The sequence below is a fragment of the Achromobacter sp. 413638 genome, from assembly GCF_043119405.1.
GTDB lineage: Bacteria > Pseudomonadota > Gammaproteobacteria > Burkholderiales > Burkholderiaceae_B > Achromobacter.
Genome location: NZ_JBICCO010000049.1, coordinates 33643 through 48573 on the forward strand (window position 1 = coordinate 33643; position 14931 = coordinate 48573).

The 14931-nt window shown below is 61.6% G+C and carries 16 protein-coding genes; 4 read left to right on the forward strand and 12 right to left on the reverse strand.

Annotation, left to right across the window (positions count from 1 at the left end; genetic code table 11):
* Positions 1-139 precede the first annotated feature (139 nt).
* The 10 genes from ACEU5R_RS19435 to ACEU5R_RS19480 all read right to left on the reverse strand — a co-directional run bounded on the left by ACEU5R_RS19435 (position 140) and on the right by ACEU5R_RS19480 (position 10118).
* Positions 140-2332 carry an AAA family ATPase gene (locus ACEU5R_RS19435; RefSeq protein WP_392411291.1) on the reverse strand — a complete coding sequence of 731 codons (2193 nt, stop codon included), beginning with the start codon at positions 2330-2332 and terminating at the stop codon, positions 140-142.
* Positions 2329-3084: a PD-(D/E)XK nuclease family protein gene (locus ACEU5R_RS19440; RefSeq protein WP_392411292.1), complete on the reverse strand. Its 756-nt coding sequence runs from the start codon at positions 3082-3084 to the stop codon at positions 2329-2331. The genes ACEU5R_RS19435 and ACEU5R_RS19440 overlap by 4 nt, the downstream gene beginning before the upstream one ends.
* On the reverse strand, positions 3084-3347 hold the full coding sequence (locus ACEU5R_RS19445; protein WP_392411294.1) for a DUF6511 domain-containing protein: 264 nt from the start codon (positions 3345-3347) through the stop codon (positions 3084-3086). Before ACEU5R_RS19445 ends, ACEU5R_RS19440 begins: the two co-directional genes overlap by 1 nt.
* Before the next feature lie 155 nt (positions 3348-3502).
* A complete protein-coding gene (locus ACEU5R_RS19450; RefSeq protein ID WP_392411295.1) occupies positions 3503-5179 on the reverse strand; it encodes a DEAD/DEAH box helicase in 1677 nt (558 codons plus the stop codon).
* A 13-nt stretch (positions 5180-5192) separates the two neighbouring features.
* Positions 5193-5798, reverse strand: coding sequence for a hypothetical protein (locus tag ACEU5R_RS19455; RefSeq protein WP_392411296.1), 606 nt, complete (start codon positions 5796-5798; stop codon positions 5193-5195).
* A 2-nt stretch (positions 5799-5800) separates the two neighbouring features.
* On the reverse strand, positions 5801-6688 hold the full coding sequence (locus tag ACEU5R_RS19460) for an ATP-binding protein (RefSeq protein ID WP_392411297.1): 888 nt from the start codon (positions 6686-6688) through the stop codon (positions 5801-5803).
* Complete coding sequence (locus tag ACEU5R_RS19465) at positions 6685-6999, reverse strand: hypothetical protein (RefSeq protein WP_392411298.1); 315 nt, start codon at positions 6997-6999, stop codon at positions 6685-6687. Before ACEU5R_RS19465 ends, ACEU5R_RS19460 begins: the two co-directional genes overlap by 4 nt.
* Positions 7000-7004: 5 nt before the next feature.
* Positions 7005-7475, reverse strand: a complete 471-nt coding sequence (locus ACEU5R_RS19470; protein WP_392411299.1) for a hypothetical protein — start codon at positions 7473-7475, stop codon at positions 7005-7007.
* Complete coding sequence (locus ACEU5R_RS19475) at positions 7472-7756, reverse strand: AlpA family transcriptional regulator (protein WP_303678170.1); 285 nt, start codon at positions 7754-7756, stop codon at positions 7472-7474. Before ACEU5R_RS19475 ends, ACEU5R_RS19470 begins: the two co-directional genes overlap by 4 nt.
* Positions 7757-7916: 160 nt before the next feature.
* Entirely contained in the window at positions 7917-10118 is a 2202-nt protein-coding gene (locus tag ACEU5R_RS19480; protein WP_392411301.1) for a hypothetical protein, read from the reverse strand.
* A 306-nt stretch (positions 10119-10424) separates the two neighbouring features.
* Between ACEU5R_RS19480 and ACEU5R_RS19485 the strand changes: the two genes are divergently transcribed.
* The 4 genes from ACEU5R_RS19485 to ACEU5R_RS19500 are packed head-to-tail and all read left to right on the forward strand — an operon-like array spanning position 10425 to position 12966.
* Complete coding sequence (locus ACEU5R_RS19485; protein WP_153429423.1) at positions 10425-10640, forward strand: hypothetical protein; 216 nt, start codon at positions 10425-10427, stop codon at positions 10638-10640.
* Entirely contained in the window at positions 10641-11147 is a 507-nt protein-coding gene (locus ACEU5R_RS19490) for a DUF2924 domain-containing protein (protein WP_043221774.1), read from the forward strand.
* Entirely contained in the window at positions 11144-12502 is a 1359-nt protein-coding gene (locus tag ACEU5R_RS19495; protein ID WP_392411303.1) for a recombinase family protein, read from the forward strand. The genes ACEU5R_RS19490 and ACEU5R_RS19495 overlap by 4 nt, the downstream gene beginning before the upstream one ends.
* A complete protein-coding gene (locus tag ACEU5R_RS19500; RefSeq protein WP_392411304.1) occupies positions 12499-12966 on the forward strand; it encodes a LacI family transcriptional regulator in 468 nt (155 codons plus the stop codon). The genes ACEU5R_RS19495 and ACEU5R_RS19500 overlap by 4 nt, the downstream gene beginning before the upstream one ends.
* On the opposite strand, the gene ACEU5R_RS19505 is transcribed toward ACEU5R_RS19500, so the two are convergent.
* Both ACEU5R_RS19505 and ACEU5R_RS19510 read right to left on the reverse strand, forming a co-directional pair.
* On the reverse strand, positions 12941-13969 hold the full coding sequence (locus tag ACEU5R_RS19505) for a nucleotidyl transferase AbiEii/AbiGii toxin family protein (RefSeq protein WP_392411305.1): 1029 nt from the start codon (positions 13967-13969) through the stop codon (positions 12941-12943). The two genes, ACEU5R_RS19500 and ACEU5R_RS19505, sit on opposite strands and share 26 nt — an antisense overlap.
* The gene (locus tag ACEU5R_RS19510; protein WP_392411306.1) at positions 13962-14558 is read right to left on the reverse strand and encodes a DUF6088 family protein; all 597 of its coding nucleotides are present in this window, start codon (positions 14556-14558) and stop codon (positions 13962-13964) included. The genes ACEU5R_RS19505 and ACEU5R_RS19510 overlap by 8 nt, the downstream gene beginning before the upstream one ends.
* Between the last annotated feature and the right edge of the window lie 373 nt (positions 14559-14931).

Here is a 14931-nt window from a genome sequence, read left to right on the forward strand (position 1 = left end):
CCAACTTGCCAACTTGCCAACTTGCGCTCAAGTGGTTGATTTACATGGGATTGAAGTTGGAAAGGGTCTGCCAACTGAATCCAGTTGGCAAAAAGTGGGTTCCAGTTGGCAGAACTTTTGCCAACTTGACGATGCGTATTCATGCGGGCTCCTGGGTATCGTTGAGATCGTCTTGGTACACCCACACCTCGGGGTTCTCGACCGGCATGGCGGCCCCCGATTGCGGGCATTTGTAGTGGGTGGGCAGGACGAGATGTGTCTGCATCACGACCTCCCCGGTGTCCGGATCAGGCGGTCCGATGGGCATCTGCAACGCCATGCCTTCCACACACAGATAGCCGAACTTGGTGCGCCCGCAGGACGGCAAACCGTAGTCAGCAGCATTCCGGAAATACTTGATGTAGCCCTGGGTCGCCAGGGCCGATAGCCGCTCGCGGATGGTGCGCTCGCCACCCAGCCCAGCCTTGCCTTCAAAGCCTTCAGCAAACTGATTGGCGGTGTAGCAGCGTCCGTTGGCAGCTTCCTGAAACAGAATCTCGAGGATCGCGTCCCGCTTGCGCCGACGTTCCGCATCCAGCCGCTCGCCGTATTCCTTCATCACCAGCCGATCGTTGGCGTCGACCTCGCGCCACTCGCCCTGAACCTTGTCGATGTGCTTGAGCGGAATACCGGCACCGTTGCGCAATTCATAGATCAGCTGACGGGTCGTGCGCGTCTCATTCGGGCGGAACAGCAACATCCCGGTCGAGTAGTAGCCACGCAGGCTTCCCGCACCAGCCAAGGCCTGAAACGGGTCCTCCTCGAACTGCTTCTTGCCGAGCTTTTTGGTGTGGTGCGCAAGAATGATCCCTGCGTCCGGATTGACCGCCTGGCGAATCCGCTCCACCCGCTGCGACAGGAAGAACAGCATGGCGCCGTTGTCGTTCTCGCCACCGGCATCACCGCCGTCGAACACATTGCGGATGGGATCGATGGCGATGATGTCGGGAGGCTCGCCGCCAAAGGCGTTCATGATCGCCGGGATCACCTGCGCCAGGCCCGCGTCATCAAGCACCAGCCGCAACTGCGGTGTGGCCACGAAGTTGGCGCGGGCGTCCAGCAGCCGATGGGACGGCAGGCGGACATCCTTCACGCGCTCGCGCAGGTAGTGGTACTGGACCTCGGCCTGTAGGTAAAACACACGCAGTGGTCTGGGTGGCTGCATGCCCAGAAACGCAGCGCCAGCCGCCATGTGAGCCAGCCACGACAACAGGAAGTCACTCTTGCCGACCTTGGGCGCACCGCCGAACACCAACATGCCTGCGGGCGTCAGCACGCGCGGCGAGATCAGATCGGGTGGCAGCGGCGAGTTGTCGTCGAGCAGTTCGCCGAGCGTGAAGGTGGGCAGAGAGGCAGCCGCCGCCTTGACCACGCGACGTTCGCCCTGTGCGATGAATGTCGCGCAGTCGAAACCTTCGTCGACAGCGTCTGCGGCATCCCACTTGGCTGGCTTGTCAGTGGGCGGCACCAGGATAGCCACGGATGTGCTGCCCGCAGCCACGCAAGCACGCGCGGCGCTCTCGGCGTAGTCCCAGCCGGGTGCGTCCCGGTCCGGCCAGATGACCACGTATTTCCCCGCCAACGGATGCCAGTCGGTTTTGTCGACAGGTGCCTTGGCGCCGTTCATCGCGGTGGTGGCCGCAATGCCGCAGGCAATCAACGCAGCCGCACATTTCTCGCCTTCGACCAGGACGACCTCTCGCGCCTTCGAGATGACCGGGAGGTTGTAGAGCGGCCTTGGGTCGGGGGCACGCCACATACGGGCGCGAACATCCCAGGGACGATATTCCTTGCCGGTCGGCGGGTCGTAGCGGTAGACGCAGGTGATCAGTTCGCCTTCGGGTGACAGATAGTCCCACTTGGCGGTATACGCGCCGAGGTCGTCCATCGGCACGCTGCGAACATCGCGGCGCATCGGCGTGATGCCCGGGGGAGCAAGCCCCAGCCACTGCCGGATCTCGCCAGCGATGCGCGGGAAATCGCTGCGGGCGGAGCGGCCCTGCGACCGCGCCCACAGATCGATGACATCGCCGCCCTCGTCGGTGGAGAAGTCCTTCCACAGGCCGCGCCGTGGTCCGTCGAGTTCAACCACCAGACTCTTGCCAGGGTTGCCATCGACATCACCGATAGTGAACTTGCCACCCCGAATGCGCCCCTGCGGAAACAGGTAGTGGAGCACGGCCTCGAGCCGGTCCAGCAACCCCGCACGCAGCGCATCGGTATCCGTGGCTAGTTCGTCGCGCTGCTCGGGCGCGTCATTGAAGTCGAGCCAGATGATGTTGTCGGCCATCATGTCGAACCCCAACAGCGGTCCTGCCAAGGGCAGAACTTGCACTCGACATGCGTTGGCGTAGTCGCATGACGCGGCAGCAGTTCCTGGCTGTCGGTCGCCGTGATGACCCGCACCGCGCGATCGGACATGCGCTGCGCCAGGCCGCCGTCGAACGGCACCAACTCGAACCAGATCTCCTCGGAGTCCTTGTTGATCGCGGTAAACAACGCCGGGTTCGACGAGATGCCTGGCACGCTCGCTTCCATGTAAGCCTGGTAGATGGCCATCTGCGCGGCATAGACCGGCTTGGATTTACTGACGCCGTGTTTGACCGTATCCCGCCAGGACTTGTCGTTCATGGTCTTGCACTCCCACAGGGCGGGATAGGCCATGCCCAGCGTTGCGGGGCCGCCGTTCAAGACGCCGTCGACGTGCCCTTGGATGCGACCGCCTGCAACGGAAAAACCGAACTGACCGCCGCTTGCCTTTTGCGTGTACAGATCGAATCCGGCCATGCGCAGCCAGCGGATGGCCAGCTCTTCGAGGGCGTGTCCCACCTCGAAGATGCGCAACACTCGACCCGGGATTTCCCTTCCAGCATCGACAGGGGTTTGGAGATACTCGTATTGCAGCGCGCGCTCGCAGGCAACGCCCAACCGCGACGCACCGAGATAGTTGCGTCGGGGTTGCTTGTCACGATCGGCGCTAAGTGCGGCGTCGATGAGCACGCCGATCTGCTCATGTATCTTGGGACGGTGATTGAAATCCAGCATCAGAACGGCACTCCCGTCAAAGCCGGCTTGCCTTGCCGGGCGAGCCGCTCCTCAAGAAAGGCGCGATCCTTTTCTGCCATCCGCTCGTGCTCGACGAGCATGTGTTCCTGGTAGGCAGTCACCACTACGTCGATCAGCATCAGCACTTCATCTTTGCTGTAGTCCGCCAGCGGTCGCTGCATACCGATGGCGCCGACATACTCGCCAAGCGGCGCCAGGCAGGACGCCATGGCGGCGAGCTCCATATCACTGGGATCGATCATTTGCCCCTCCGTTTTCGTCATGAGCTTGCAGAACGCGTTCTGGCAGCGCATGGAGCAGAACACCCAGCGGTCCGAGTAACGTCGAGGGTCGCTGCGCGGCAGGCGTGGATTGAAGTAGCCGAAGCCCTTGGCCTTTCGGGAGCAGACTGCACATTTCACGCGGCCTCCCGGTGGGCATCATTGGCAGCCACCACGAGGCGCTGAATCGATGACTTGTTGAACTGGAAGGACAGCAGCGCCGAGGCCTGGTAGCGCGTCATGCCAAAGTCAGCGCGCAGTGCCTGCGGCAAATACCGCAGTTGCTTGGGCGTAGGCGGCTCGTTCAGCCAGCGCCGGGTCTTGTGTGCGGAGTCAGCCGACTCGCGGTCGTTCAGCCAGTCATCGGCTTTGGCCATGCAAACCGTGCGGTCGCCAACGGCCAGCAAGCGGGGCTGCAGATCCTTACCGCCGCCCACGGCGTGCCAGCGGCCGTTCAGGAAGAACACGCCACCCCAGGCGTTGAAGCCAGTCGCCATCAGTGCGTCGTCGCAGCCGAACAGGTCACACCAGCGGAAGTTGGAGCGCTTGAGCAGATCGATCTCGGTCATCACGAAATCGGCCAGCGCATCTTCTTCCTCGGTGGTCTCGTTCTCCCAGACGAAGCCGCACAGCGGGCATTCGCGGCAGCCGAGCGGGACGGTGGCTTCACAGGACGGGCAGTCCTTGGTGGGCGCCTCGCCGTGATGCTGGTGTCCGTCGAGATTGACGTCCTGTTCCAGAGATCCGTGCATCAAGGTCGCGGTGCCGAAGTCCAGGACCACGCAATCGGTCTTGATGACGCCCGGATGCTCCGCTGGGTCGATGGTGCGCAGGCCACGCCCGATCATCTGGGTCAGTGTCGACTTGTGCGAGCTGGGCCGCAGCAGAACGACACACGACGTGGGCGTGAAGTCGTACCCTTCAGTCAGCACAGCCACATTGACCACGACTTGCGCGCTGCCGGATTCGTACTCGGCCAGGCGTGCCTTTCGCTCTGCGTCCGAGAGCTCGCCATGCACGATCACGGCAGACACCCCGGCATCCTGAAAGGCCTGGCGCACGCATTCGGCATGGGCGACGGTCGAGCAGAACACGATCGTCTTGCGCTCGCCAGCCTTCTCCCGCCAATGACGGATCACGGCATCGGTGATCGGCGTCTTGTTGAGAATCGCCTCGACTTCCGTCATATCGAAGTCAGTGGCGGTGCGACGCACCCGCGTCAACTGCTCCTGGGCGCCGACATCGATGACAAAGGTGCGTGGCGGCACGAGGTGGCCGGAGGCGATCAGCTCGCCGAGGGTGATTTGATCCGCGACGTTGCTGAAGACATCCCGCAGTCCCTTGCCGTCACTGCGGGCAGGCGTCGCCGTCACCCCAAAGATCTGGGCGCGCGGGTTCTTGTCCAGCACCCGGTCGATGACGCGGCGGTACGAGGCCGATGCTGCGTGATGCGCTTCATCGATCACCAGCAGATCGAGGATCGGGATAGCAGCGAGATGGTTGTCACGCGACAGCGTTTGCACCATCGCGAACGTGGCGCGCCCGGACCAGGATTTGTCCTTGGCATCGAACACGGAGGTGCTGACGCCCGGATTCACCCGTGCAAACTTGGTCAGGTTCTGGCCGGTCAGCTCATCGCGATGAGCGAGGATGCAGGCCTTGGCATCTGGCTCGGCCAACATGCTGCCGGCCACCGCCGACAGCATGATGGTCTTTCCAGACCCTGTGGGGCCAACAGACAGGGTGTTGCCGTGTTGGGCGAGCGCCGCCAAAGAGCGCTCGACCAGCAGGGCTTGTCGGGGGCGAAGCATCATGGCGGCGTCCCCCTTACTGTGCCCAGCTCGGGCGACCCGGCACGGAGGCACTTCCCGTAGCCTGGGCATACGCGTTCGACCCGTTTGCGGGTGCAGGCGCCTTCGCCGCTCCCTGCGCGCCACCCATGAGGGCGGCGTAGTCCTTGTGGTCGGGCGTGATCGCGGCCTTGATCACGCTCTTGTCCTGGCCGTTCTGGTCTTTGTCCCAGTCGACCTTGCCGAGAAACTCGATGCCATCGAGATCGGTAAACCCGCTGATGCGGCGCGCGTTCTGCGCGGCAGGACTATTGTCGCCAGGATGAACGCCGCGCGCTGAGTTGAGGATCGCCTTGACGAAGGTGCGGCCCATGTTGGCCCACTCAGGGCCTTTCGGGCTGTGCAGACCGATCAGCGACCACATCTTGCGACGGGCGAACTCACCCTCCATCACGACGAACTCGCAGTTCAAGTACACCGAGCCGGTGTTGTCGTTGCGAGTGGCGTAGCCGCCGGTCCATCCCTGCGACGGATCATCGAAGCCACCCGGCTTGATGGTCATGCGGACACGCACCAGCGTGCCTTTGGGGATCAGGTCGAAAGAGGTCTGTTCGGAAGCGGAATTAAAATCGAAGTAGGTCATGATCAGGACTCCTGAGTCGAAGTGGATTCGGTGTTGGGGACGGACGAGGCAGCAGGTGCTGGGCGCACGAAATCGAGGCGTTCGGTGGCGGGTTTGGCCGGGCGGGCGATCTTTTCCATGAGGCGGCCGAGGTGCGGCTCCTCGATCGGATCGAGCCGCCCGGAACGGTCCTTGGCGGGGTAGCCCCATGCGTTCAGCGTGTGGCAGACGAAGGCGCGGTAACTGGCGCCGTCATCGGCCTTGAGCTCGGCCAGGGTGACGACCTCATCGACGATGCCGGGCAGTTCCAGGCCGGTTTTGGAGCCGTCGATCTGCAGGGAGAACACGCGGCGATTGAAGTCGTCCAGCCGCTCATCGAGGATGCCGACGAACCACACGTTCTTGCCGCGCGTGTGCTGCAGGTGGGTCAGCCAGGCGATCATTTCCTGGCCCATCAGCCCGTATGCACCCCGGCTGTCGGGTTTGCCCGTCTTCTCGGAGTAGGCCTGTGGCTGGCCCTTGCACCATTGCAGGCACAGGCGACCGGCCACGGTGATGGAGTCGACGAACACGGTGTCGTACTTGTCCAGGACCGTCGGATCACCGAAGCGCGCGCATACGGCATCGAAGTGGGCTTGGCTGAACGGCTGGTCGTCGCGCAGCGCCGGGTTCGGCCCGCCGATGTACACCGCGAAGTCACGACACTCCTGCCAGGTGCGCGGACGGATCGTGTCGCCGGCCCAGCCCTCGACCGCGAGATCACCAGCCTCAAGATCAAAGAACAGCGTGGCCGTGGGTTTCAGCGTCCAGAGTTGCGAGGTCTTGCCGATGCCGCTCTTGCCGACGAGCACACCCTTCACGCCACGGCGCTCGGCCAGACGCTGGTCTGCAGTAATGATGGGGAGGCTCATTTGCCGGCCTCCTCAGTGCTGATGCTGGCGAACGCGTCAGCAACGGTGGTCACGCCGAGTGCGCCACGCTTGCGGGCCATCTCGTACAGGTCGCGCAGACCGCCCAGACGGCGATGGATCAGACGGGATTCCGACTCCAGACCCTGGATCGCGAATGCCACGTCATCGAGGGTGGCGTCCTCGAGGCGACGCACCACTTCGTCGGGGCGGTTGCCGTCCAGCGCCGGGATGCGAATGGTTTCGGGCAGATCCCGGAGGTACATCTCCGGTTGTTTGCGCAGCAGTTCGAGCAGCGTAGGTTTGGTTTTCATTTTGATTACTCCTGAAGCAGAGCGAGACGAAAGCCCGGCTTGCCGGTCTTGAGGGTGCGTGCCGGGGCGAAGGCGCTCTTGAGCGACTCGGGCCACGCGTTGAACTTGGTTTCCAAGATCCGGTAGCTGATCTCCACGTACTCGGACGGGTCGTCACCGTTGGCGGCAATGCGCTGGGTGATCTCGGCGAGTCGCTTCTGGTCCCAGTCGACTTTCTTGGGCAGATCGGCGGTGATGCGGACGTGCCCGTCGTCGAAATGGACGACGCCGGTGTCTTTGCCAGCTGCCAGGCGCAGCTGATGGGCGCGGTCGGCGTACTTGAGATCCAGTGCGCGATCGACGTGTTGGTCGATGGCCTTGGCCATGGCAAGAAGATCAGCCGCGTCGTTTTTGAGCTGGAACAGCGATTCGCTGGCAAGCGTAGCCAGTTCACCGGCTGGGGTGGCCAATGCCTGATCGGGAGAGATACGGTTCATGCCGCACCTCCTTCGCGATAGGCTTGGTCGGTGCTCTGGCGCAGGGAGCTGCGCTCGAACGCCTCGACGTCCTCGATGCGATAGACGACCTTGCCAGGCAGGCGGATGTAGACCGGGCCGATACCCAGCACACGCCAGCGCTCAAGGGTTTTGGGCGAGAGCCCCCAGCGTTCGGCAAGGGCCTGCTGGCAGAGCCGGGTTTTTGTGGTGGATTCAGTGCCGGAGGGAATGACCGGCGGGGTTTCACCCGATCTCGGGTGGGTGACCGTTGGATTTGGCATTGCAGCGCTCCATGGGGTTGTTGAGGAACACTGCGCATCCTCCGGATATGACTTCAGACGCTCATCCGGTAAAACTTAGACGCTCATGAGACGGTGATGTCGGCCCAGAAATGCAAACGGGCTGCACAAGGCAGCCCGCGTGGGTGATGGAAAAAACGAGTTAGACGAGCAGCTTCCAGGCGCCGCGCTTACCCTCGGCCTGGCCGATGTAGATGTCGGCGATCTGCTCTTTCCAGTTGCGGAAAGCCTGGCTCGGGCTGGCGGAGCCCAGGCCATCCATCAGGTCCTTGGTCACCACCGCCGGATTCCCCGAGCGGTAGGCATCCACCAGTCGCTGAACCAGCTTGATCTGCTTTTCGCCCACCACGGTCAGAACAGGCTTGCCGGGAATGAACAGCGACCCTGAACGGTTGTGCTCGACGTTGAAGTCCACCGTCTGGCCACCCCGGGCCAGCACCTTGCCCTGAGCGTAGACGCTCTTGAGACGGACGAGATCGACCGTGGGCTCAGCAGCGTCCGCCACCAGCAGTGTGGTCAATGGCGCCACGACATGACACCCCAGGAAAGCCGGTGCCGTTTCGGAGCATGCCAGCACCACCCCGACGCCGGCATTCTGGTGCGCACGCAACTGGATATCGTAGTCGCGGATGACGCGCTGGTCAGACAGCTGCCGTGCCAGGTAGGCAGGGATGGATTCGCCATCAAGATTGAGCATGCCGAGAAATATCAAGCCTTGCTCCTGCAGCATCTGCCCAACGGGCTTGAGTGAGGATTTGAGGCCCTTGATGATGCGCTCCTCGATCCACTCCCGTTTGATCTCGAAGTAATCCAGCGACTGGGCAGGGATTTCGACCCACTGGCGCGAAACCGGGCATTCGTAACGGACGTGCCCGATGGTCGGCGAAGACTGGACAGTCACCAACTGCGTCTCGCCATTTTCCAGCTCAACTTCGATGCTGCTGTGACGCCCCCGGCGAACAAGAAATCCACCCTCGAGCAAAGGGTCAAGCAAGATGCCCCGGGTATCCAGATGACGCCGTGTCACGGTTTCGGCGTGCTCGTCGTACAGGCGCAACAAGGCAGGAAACGCCGCGCATTCCTCTGCCGCATCCAACGGCCGCACCTGTTGCATGAGCCCCCAGTGCTCCAGCAATTTGAAGCCGAAATCGCGCTGCTTCGGATCACGGTTGCTGCGCAAATTGCAGCGATTGGGATCGCTCAGGGTGATGTTCAGCGTTTTGATCTTGGCTTCGCCATCGGCGGAATAGCGCACGGCAATCACAATGCGGCTGACCAGCGCTGCGCGCTTGAAAATGTTGTTCGGGCCGAACAAGTCAGCGGCCACGGTCTCGATATCGTCCCCGATGGCCACGCGCAACGAAGCACGATGCTTGAAATTCTGCGGCCGAACCTCGGCCTCAACCACGGTTACCGATTCGATGTCGAAACCGGCAACAGTGGGCGCATCCAGCCGCAGCGAGGTCAAAAACCGGCTCAGGTTGTATTGGCGCAGCGTCAGTGGCCGGTCGGACAGGTTGTGTTTCAAGCCCACCTCGGCGAACGCTGACGCCACGACCGGTCGTACCCCTGGGCTGGCCGCAAAAACCTCAACAATCGCTTCGTCAGGGGAAAACAGCAGCGTGGCCTCGATCGCTGGCCGGTAGTACATCGGTTTCTTGCGGCCATCTTTCATGGCCGCCACGCTGGACAGCGGGCCGGCATGGCGAATGATCAGCAGATGGGATGCCACCTCTGTGCCGTCCTCACGCTTGCCGGTCACCCGGATGTGGTCAATCTTGCAGTTGTCTGGCAACTCCAGCGCCTGTTGCAACTTCGCCTCCAACGACGCCTTGACCGTATCGTCCCACTGAAAATCCAGGCCACCGTTGGCGTCGACCTCAAAGGCTTCATACATCCGGCCGAGGTTGCGATAGTGGTCGGCATAGAACAGGTTTTCGGCGTCATCGAACAGTTCGCCCTCGTGCAAGTAGAGGTAGATGGCCCGGCCGTAGTCATCCCGTTGTTGTGCAAACGCCGCTGAATTCGCCGAATCAAAAATCCGGTCAGCCACCTTGGCAACGGCCTCCACACCCCGGCCTTCCGCCAAGTTGAGGATGCGTGACGCATGCTGCTCGAGGGGAACACCCGCATCGGGTTGCAGGGAGGCCGCCACCTCCAGAACTGCCAGCCGGCAGGCTTCGATGATGTCCTCAGCCGAGTCCGCCTGAGGCCAGTCAACGTCATCGAAACAGGCGGCGTAACCTTGCTCATCGATCTTGAGCAACAAATCCCTAACCGATTCCAGTGGTGCCGACTCCAGCAAGCGGTGCAGTGAAGGAATGTTCTTGAACGTTTTGGCCATCGGCTCCCCTTTGCGGTTGTTTTTGTCAGGGAAGCGGATTCGGGAGCCGGCCGACCGTGCTGCCAATCTCTCCTGGGCTTCGCTGAGCGGCGGTTAGGAAAAATGCAAAACTTGTCCGATAGATGAGGACATTTGCGCAATTTTCAAGCGGTTACAACTCATTTCGCGTAAGCCGACAATTTCGACGCCCAGGTACTTTGTTGCGCAGGCTTACCCATACGTGCGCAATTTCGGGATGTCAGCCGCAGGGCCAATTTTCATAATCCGACATAGATAAACCGTTGGAAATGATGCGAGACCCTACCGATGCTGCAGATCAACACCCTCCCACCTGAACGGATGACAGCGGAGCAGCGCTGTGCCGAGCTCGCTGGCCTCTTGGCCGCCGGACTTTGCCGCTTGCGCCAGCCCGATTTCGCCAAGTCCGCAAATACGCCACAAGAGACGCCGTTTGTACTTGGCTTTCCGGTCGAACAGAGCGTTCATTCAGACATCGACAACAACCCATCGATGGAGCCCTGAATGAAACCTCGAATTACTATTGCCCCTACGCCCGACACGGTCGTGGCGCAAATTTCCAACCTGCCCAAGCTGGGCATGCCAGAGATCAAGTCGCTCTGGCGGCGCCTGTTCGGAGGGGACACCCCGACGCACAACCGGCAGTTTCTCGAGCGCCGGATCGCCTACAAACTGCAGATCATTGAGTGCCGCAAGACCGACCGCAACCTGCTTGAGCGCAATCAGCGTCGTATCGACAACCTGCTGGAGATCGGCAAGCAGAAATCACAGACCCGGTCGGCCGATTACGCGCTGACCCCAGGTACGGTGCTCTGCCGCCACTACCAGGGTGTTGACCACGAAGTGGTAGTCCAGGCCGACGGGACTTTTCTGCACGGTGGCCAACCCTACACCAGCCTGTCGCAACTGGCGCGTGAGATCACCGGCACCCGGTGGTCGGGGCCGGTGTTCTTTGGCCTAAAGACCAACGTCCGGCCCAAGAAGTCGGCCCGCAAGGGAGGTCGTCGATGAGCGAGGCTCTCAAGCGTCGTATGCGCTGCGCGGTCTACACACGCAAATCCACTGACGAGGGGCTCGATCAGGAATACAACTCCATCGACGCGCAGCGTGACGCCGGTCATGCCTACATTGCCAGCCAGCGGGCCGAGGGCTGGATTCCGGTGGCCGATGACTATGACGACCCGGCGTTTTCCGGCGGGAACATGGAGAGGCCTGCCCTGAAGCGGCTCATGGCCGACATTGAGGCTGGGTTGATTGATGTGGTGGTGATCTACAAAATCGACCGACTGACGCGCAGCCTCACCGACTTTTCCAAGATGGTCGATGTGTTCGAGCGACACGGGGTGTCTTTTGTGTCTGTGACCCAGCAGTTCAACACGACCACGTCGATGGGCCGCTTGATGCTGAACATCCTACTGTCCTTTGCCCAGTTCGAGCGCGAGGTCACCGGCGAGCGCATCCGCGACAAGATTGCAGCCAGCAAGCGAAAGGGCATGTGGATGGGCGGCATTCCCCCGCTGGGCTATGACGTCGAGAACCGTCGTCTGGTGCCCAACAAGGCGGAAGCCAAGGTGGTCCAGCACATTTTCCGGCGATTTGTCGAATTGGGATCGAGCACCTTGCTGGTCAAGGAGCTACGCTTGGACGGGGTCACCTCGAAATCATGGACCACGCAGGACGGTCGGGTGCGCGAGGGCAAGCTGATTGACAAGACACTCGTGTACGCGCTGCTTCACAACCGGACCTACCTTGGCGAACTGCGCCACAAGGACCAGTGGTACCCGGCGGAGCACCTTCCGATTGTGGAGCAGGAGTGGTGGGACAAGGCACATGCGATCCTGTCGACCAACAGCCGCGTGCGTGGCAATAACACCCGCTCGAAGGTGCCGTTCCTGCTCAAGGGCATGGTCTTCGGCAACGATGGGCGAGCCTTGTCACCGTGGCACACGGTCAAGAAAAGCAACGGTCGGCGGTATCGCTATTACATTCCCCAGCGCGATGCCAAGGAACATGCCGGTGCCTCGGGGTTGCCACGCCTGCCAGCTGCCGAGTTGGAAGCCGCTGTGTTTGATCAGGTCCGATCGATCTTGCGCTCGCCGGATTTGCTGGCCGATATACTGCCTCGCGCAGCGAAGCTGGACCCGTCACTAGACGAGGCCAAGGTGACAGTTGCCATGACGCGCATCGATGCGATCTGGGATCAACTGTTTCCCGCTGAGCAAACCCGGATCTTCAAATTGCTGATCGAGAAGGTGATCGTCTCGCCGACCGATCTTGAGGTCCGGGTGCGACCGAACGGCATCGAGCGGCTGGTGCTCGAGTTGCGGCCCGAGCCGGCCAAGGAAGCAGCGGAGGTGACAACATGAATGAGGTGCGTATTGAAAAGACTGGCCAGCCGGATGTGGTCAGCACCAGCGATGGTCGGCTGACCCTGTCCGTGCCGATCCAGATCAAGCGGCGTGGCGGTCGCAAGGTGGTGAGGCTTCCTGACGGCAATACCTTGAAGCCCAGGCCCATCATCGACAAACCGACGCCCATTCAAATGGCGCTGGCGCGTGGTCACCGCTGGTTGGCGATGCTGGAATCCGGGGAGGCAGAAAACCTGACGGAGGTTGCCGAGCGCGAGGGTATGGATCGGGCGTACGTGAGCAGGATGGTTAACCTTACCACGCTGGCGCCGGACATCGTTGCCGCCATCCTGGATGAAACGCTGCCGTCAGAGGTGACGCTGTTTGACCTCGCATCGGGGACGCCACTGTTATGGGATGAGCAGCGGGCGCAGATTCAGTCCGTGTGCCGCGTTGTCAGTCCCGCCGGGCCAGACGATTAATCTCGTCTTGAATCGCTGCGCAGCTCGCCATGACCGTTTCAAAGGTGGGCTGTTCAAAAGCCAGAAGTCCATCTTCCAGCATGGCTGCGTAGTCCTTCGCCAGCGCGTGCAGTGACGGCCCCTGCGGGATCAACCGGAGATCCCCCGAGGTCGCCTGGAAATAATCGACCTTGCCGCCGTCGAAATCTTTCTCAGCGAAGAACATGGACTTGTGTTCGGCCACCTGCCGCGCCAGCTCGTGATCGCTGGCCGCTGAAGCGAAGTGCGTCGTTTTGGCCAAAGCGGCGAGGTCATACCAGTGGCGTGAATAGCGATCTCCTCGCAGCCGCCCTTGCAGGCAGTACACATGAGCCGCCGTCGCCTTCTCCCAAAAGGTACGCTCTGCCGCCATTACCAAGGGCTGCGCTGTCGGAAAGGTCACCCCGTCAATGAGCGGGGCGATGTCGCAGGCCACGTGATGTCGCTGATGGGGTTCACCGGTGGCTCGCGCACCAAACTCCAACTGGATCGCGGCTGCGGCGTAACCTGTTCCCTTCTTGGTCGCTGGATAGACAATGATGAGTTTGTCGTTGTCTTTTCCGGCCAGGCTCAATGCGGCTTGCAGCCCGCTGGCCATCAACGCCTGCTCGATGACGGGTTGAACAGTTTGTTCGATCCATTGCGGCAAGCGGCTGCGCACCGCACTGGTGATCTTTTTCTCCTGGCTCGCTGACGCCGGGATGGGATTGCCATCGCGCAACAGATCCGGCACCAGCTCGCGGATGTCGTATGTGAGATCGATGTCTTCAGAGAAGCGGTCGATGACCTTGTACACCTTGGACAGTGACGTGCCGCCCTTGAAGGTCAGGCTATCGCCCAGCGGCGACTCGTAGATTGCGGACAAGGCCCAGACGACCCAGATGTCTTTTTCCAGCAGGTGTGCTGGCCTGCCACTCCGACCTGCGGCCACCTCAAGGGCTTCGGACTGGTCAGCGGAACTGAGTTCAAACCAGGATTCAGGCATGTTCGCTGACCTCGCTTACCGCGCGAGCCATCCAACTGGGCAGGACGGCTCGGGCAGAGCGCATCGCAGCCCATTCTGCCTGCGGTAGCTTGGTTTGAAGGATCTTCAGTGCCGAGGGTGCTTGCTCCGGCCCCAGCCAGGAAAGGGCACGGATCGCCATGCCGGCCGGCCGCGCACCCAGAACCAGCTGCCACCGATTGCCATGCTTGAGTTCAACGGTTCGGTTGCCAAGCTGCAATTTGCGTGAGCGCCCCGAGGTCAGGAATACCTCACGGGTCGGCACCTGGGTGGTCAAACCCAGTGCGTTGGCTTCGGTGGCTCCGTTGGCAACGATCACCTCGCCGCTGGCGGATTCGATGGCTTTGACCACGGCTTCGGTCGAGGGGGGGCGTGCACCAAATCGGCTGATCACCGGTGCGGCGTAGGCTCCTCGCCCAACGCGCATCAGTTTGCCTTCCCGTGTCAAACGGGTGAGGGTCTGATCCACCGCAGCTCTGGAGGCCAGATGCAAGAACTCTTTGGCCGACAGCAAGCCGCCTTCGGGCAAGGCTTGTGCAGCAGACAAGATTGCTTTAGCAAGATGGCTCATGGTCAGACTCCGTTTGTCAGAAGTTTATATCTACTTCTGACAAACTGCAAACAACAGGTGAGTGCATGGCGGTGCTGGCCAAGGACAAAATCACTTATTGCTTACCGATGCCAAAAAACAACCGTTCGATCAATCAACGCGCAAACCATTGATTTACATAGGTCGCCGGCGTGACGCCTGCGGACTTCGGGCGGTTTTGAGGCGGACAGAAAAGAGAGAGGAATGGCCCGGAGAGAGCGCCAGGTGGCCAGAGGTGGGCAGCAGGCCTGACTGTCGAAGTCCGCAAACCTACTCAGCGTTCCGCGCATGTTCGCGGGGTCTGGCGGGAGCACATAAGAAAAAACCCCAACCGAGAGTGGTTGGGGTTTGAATA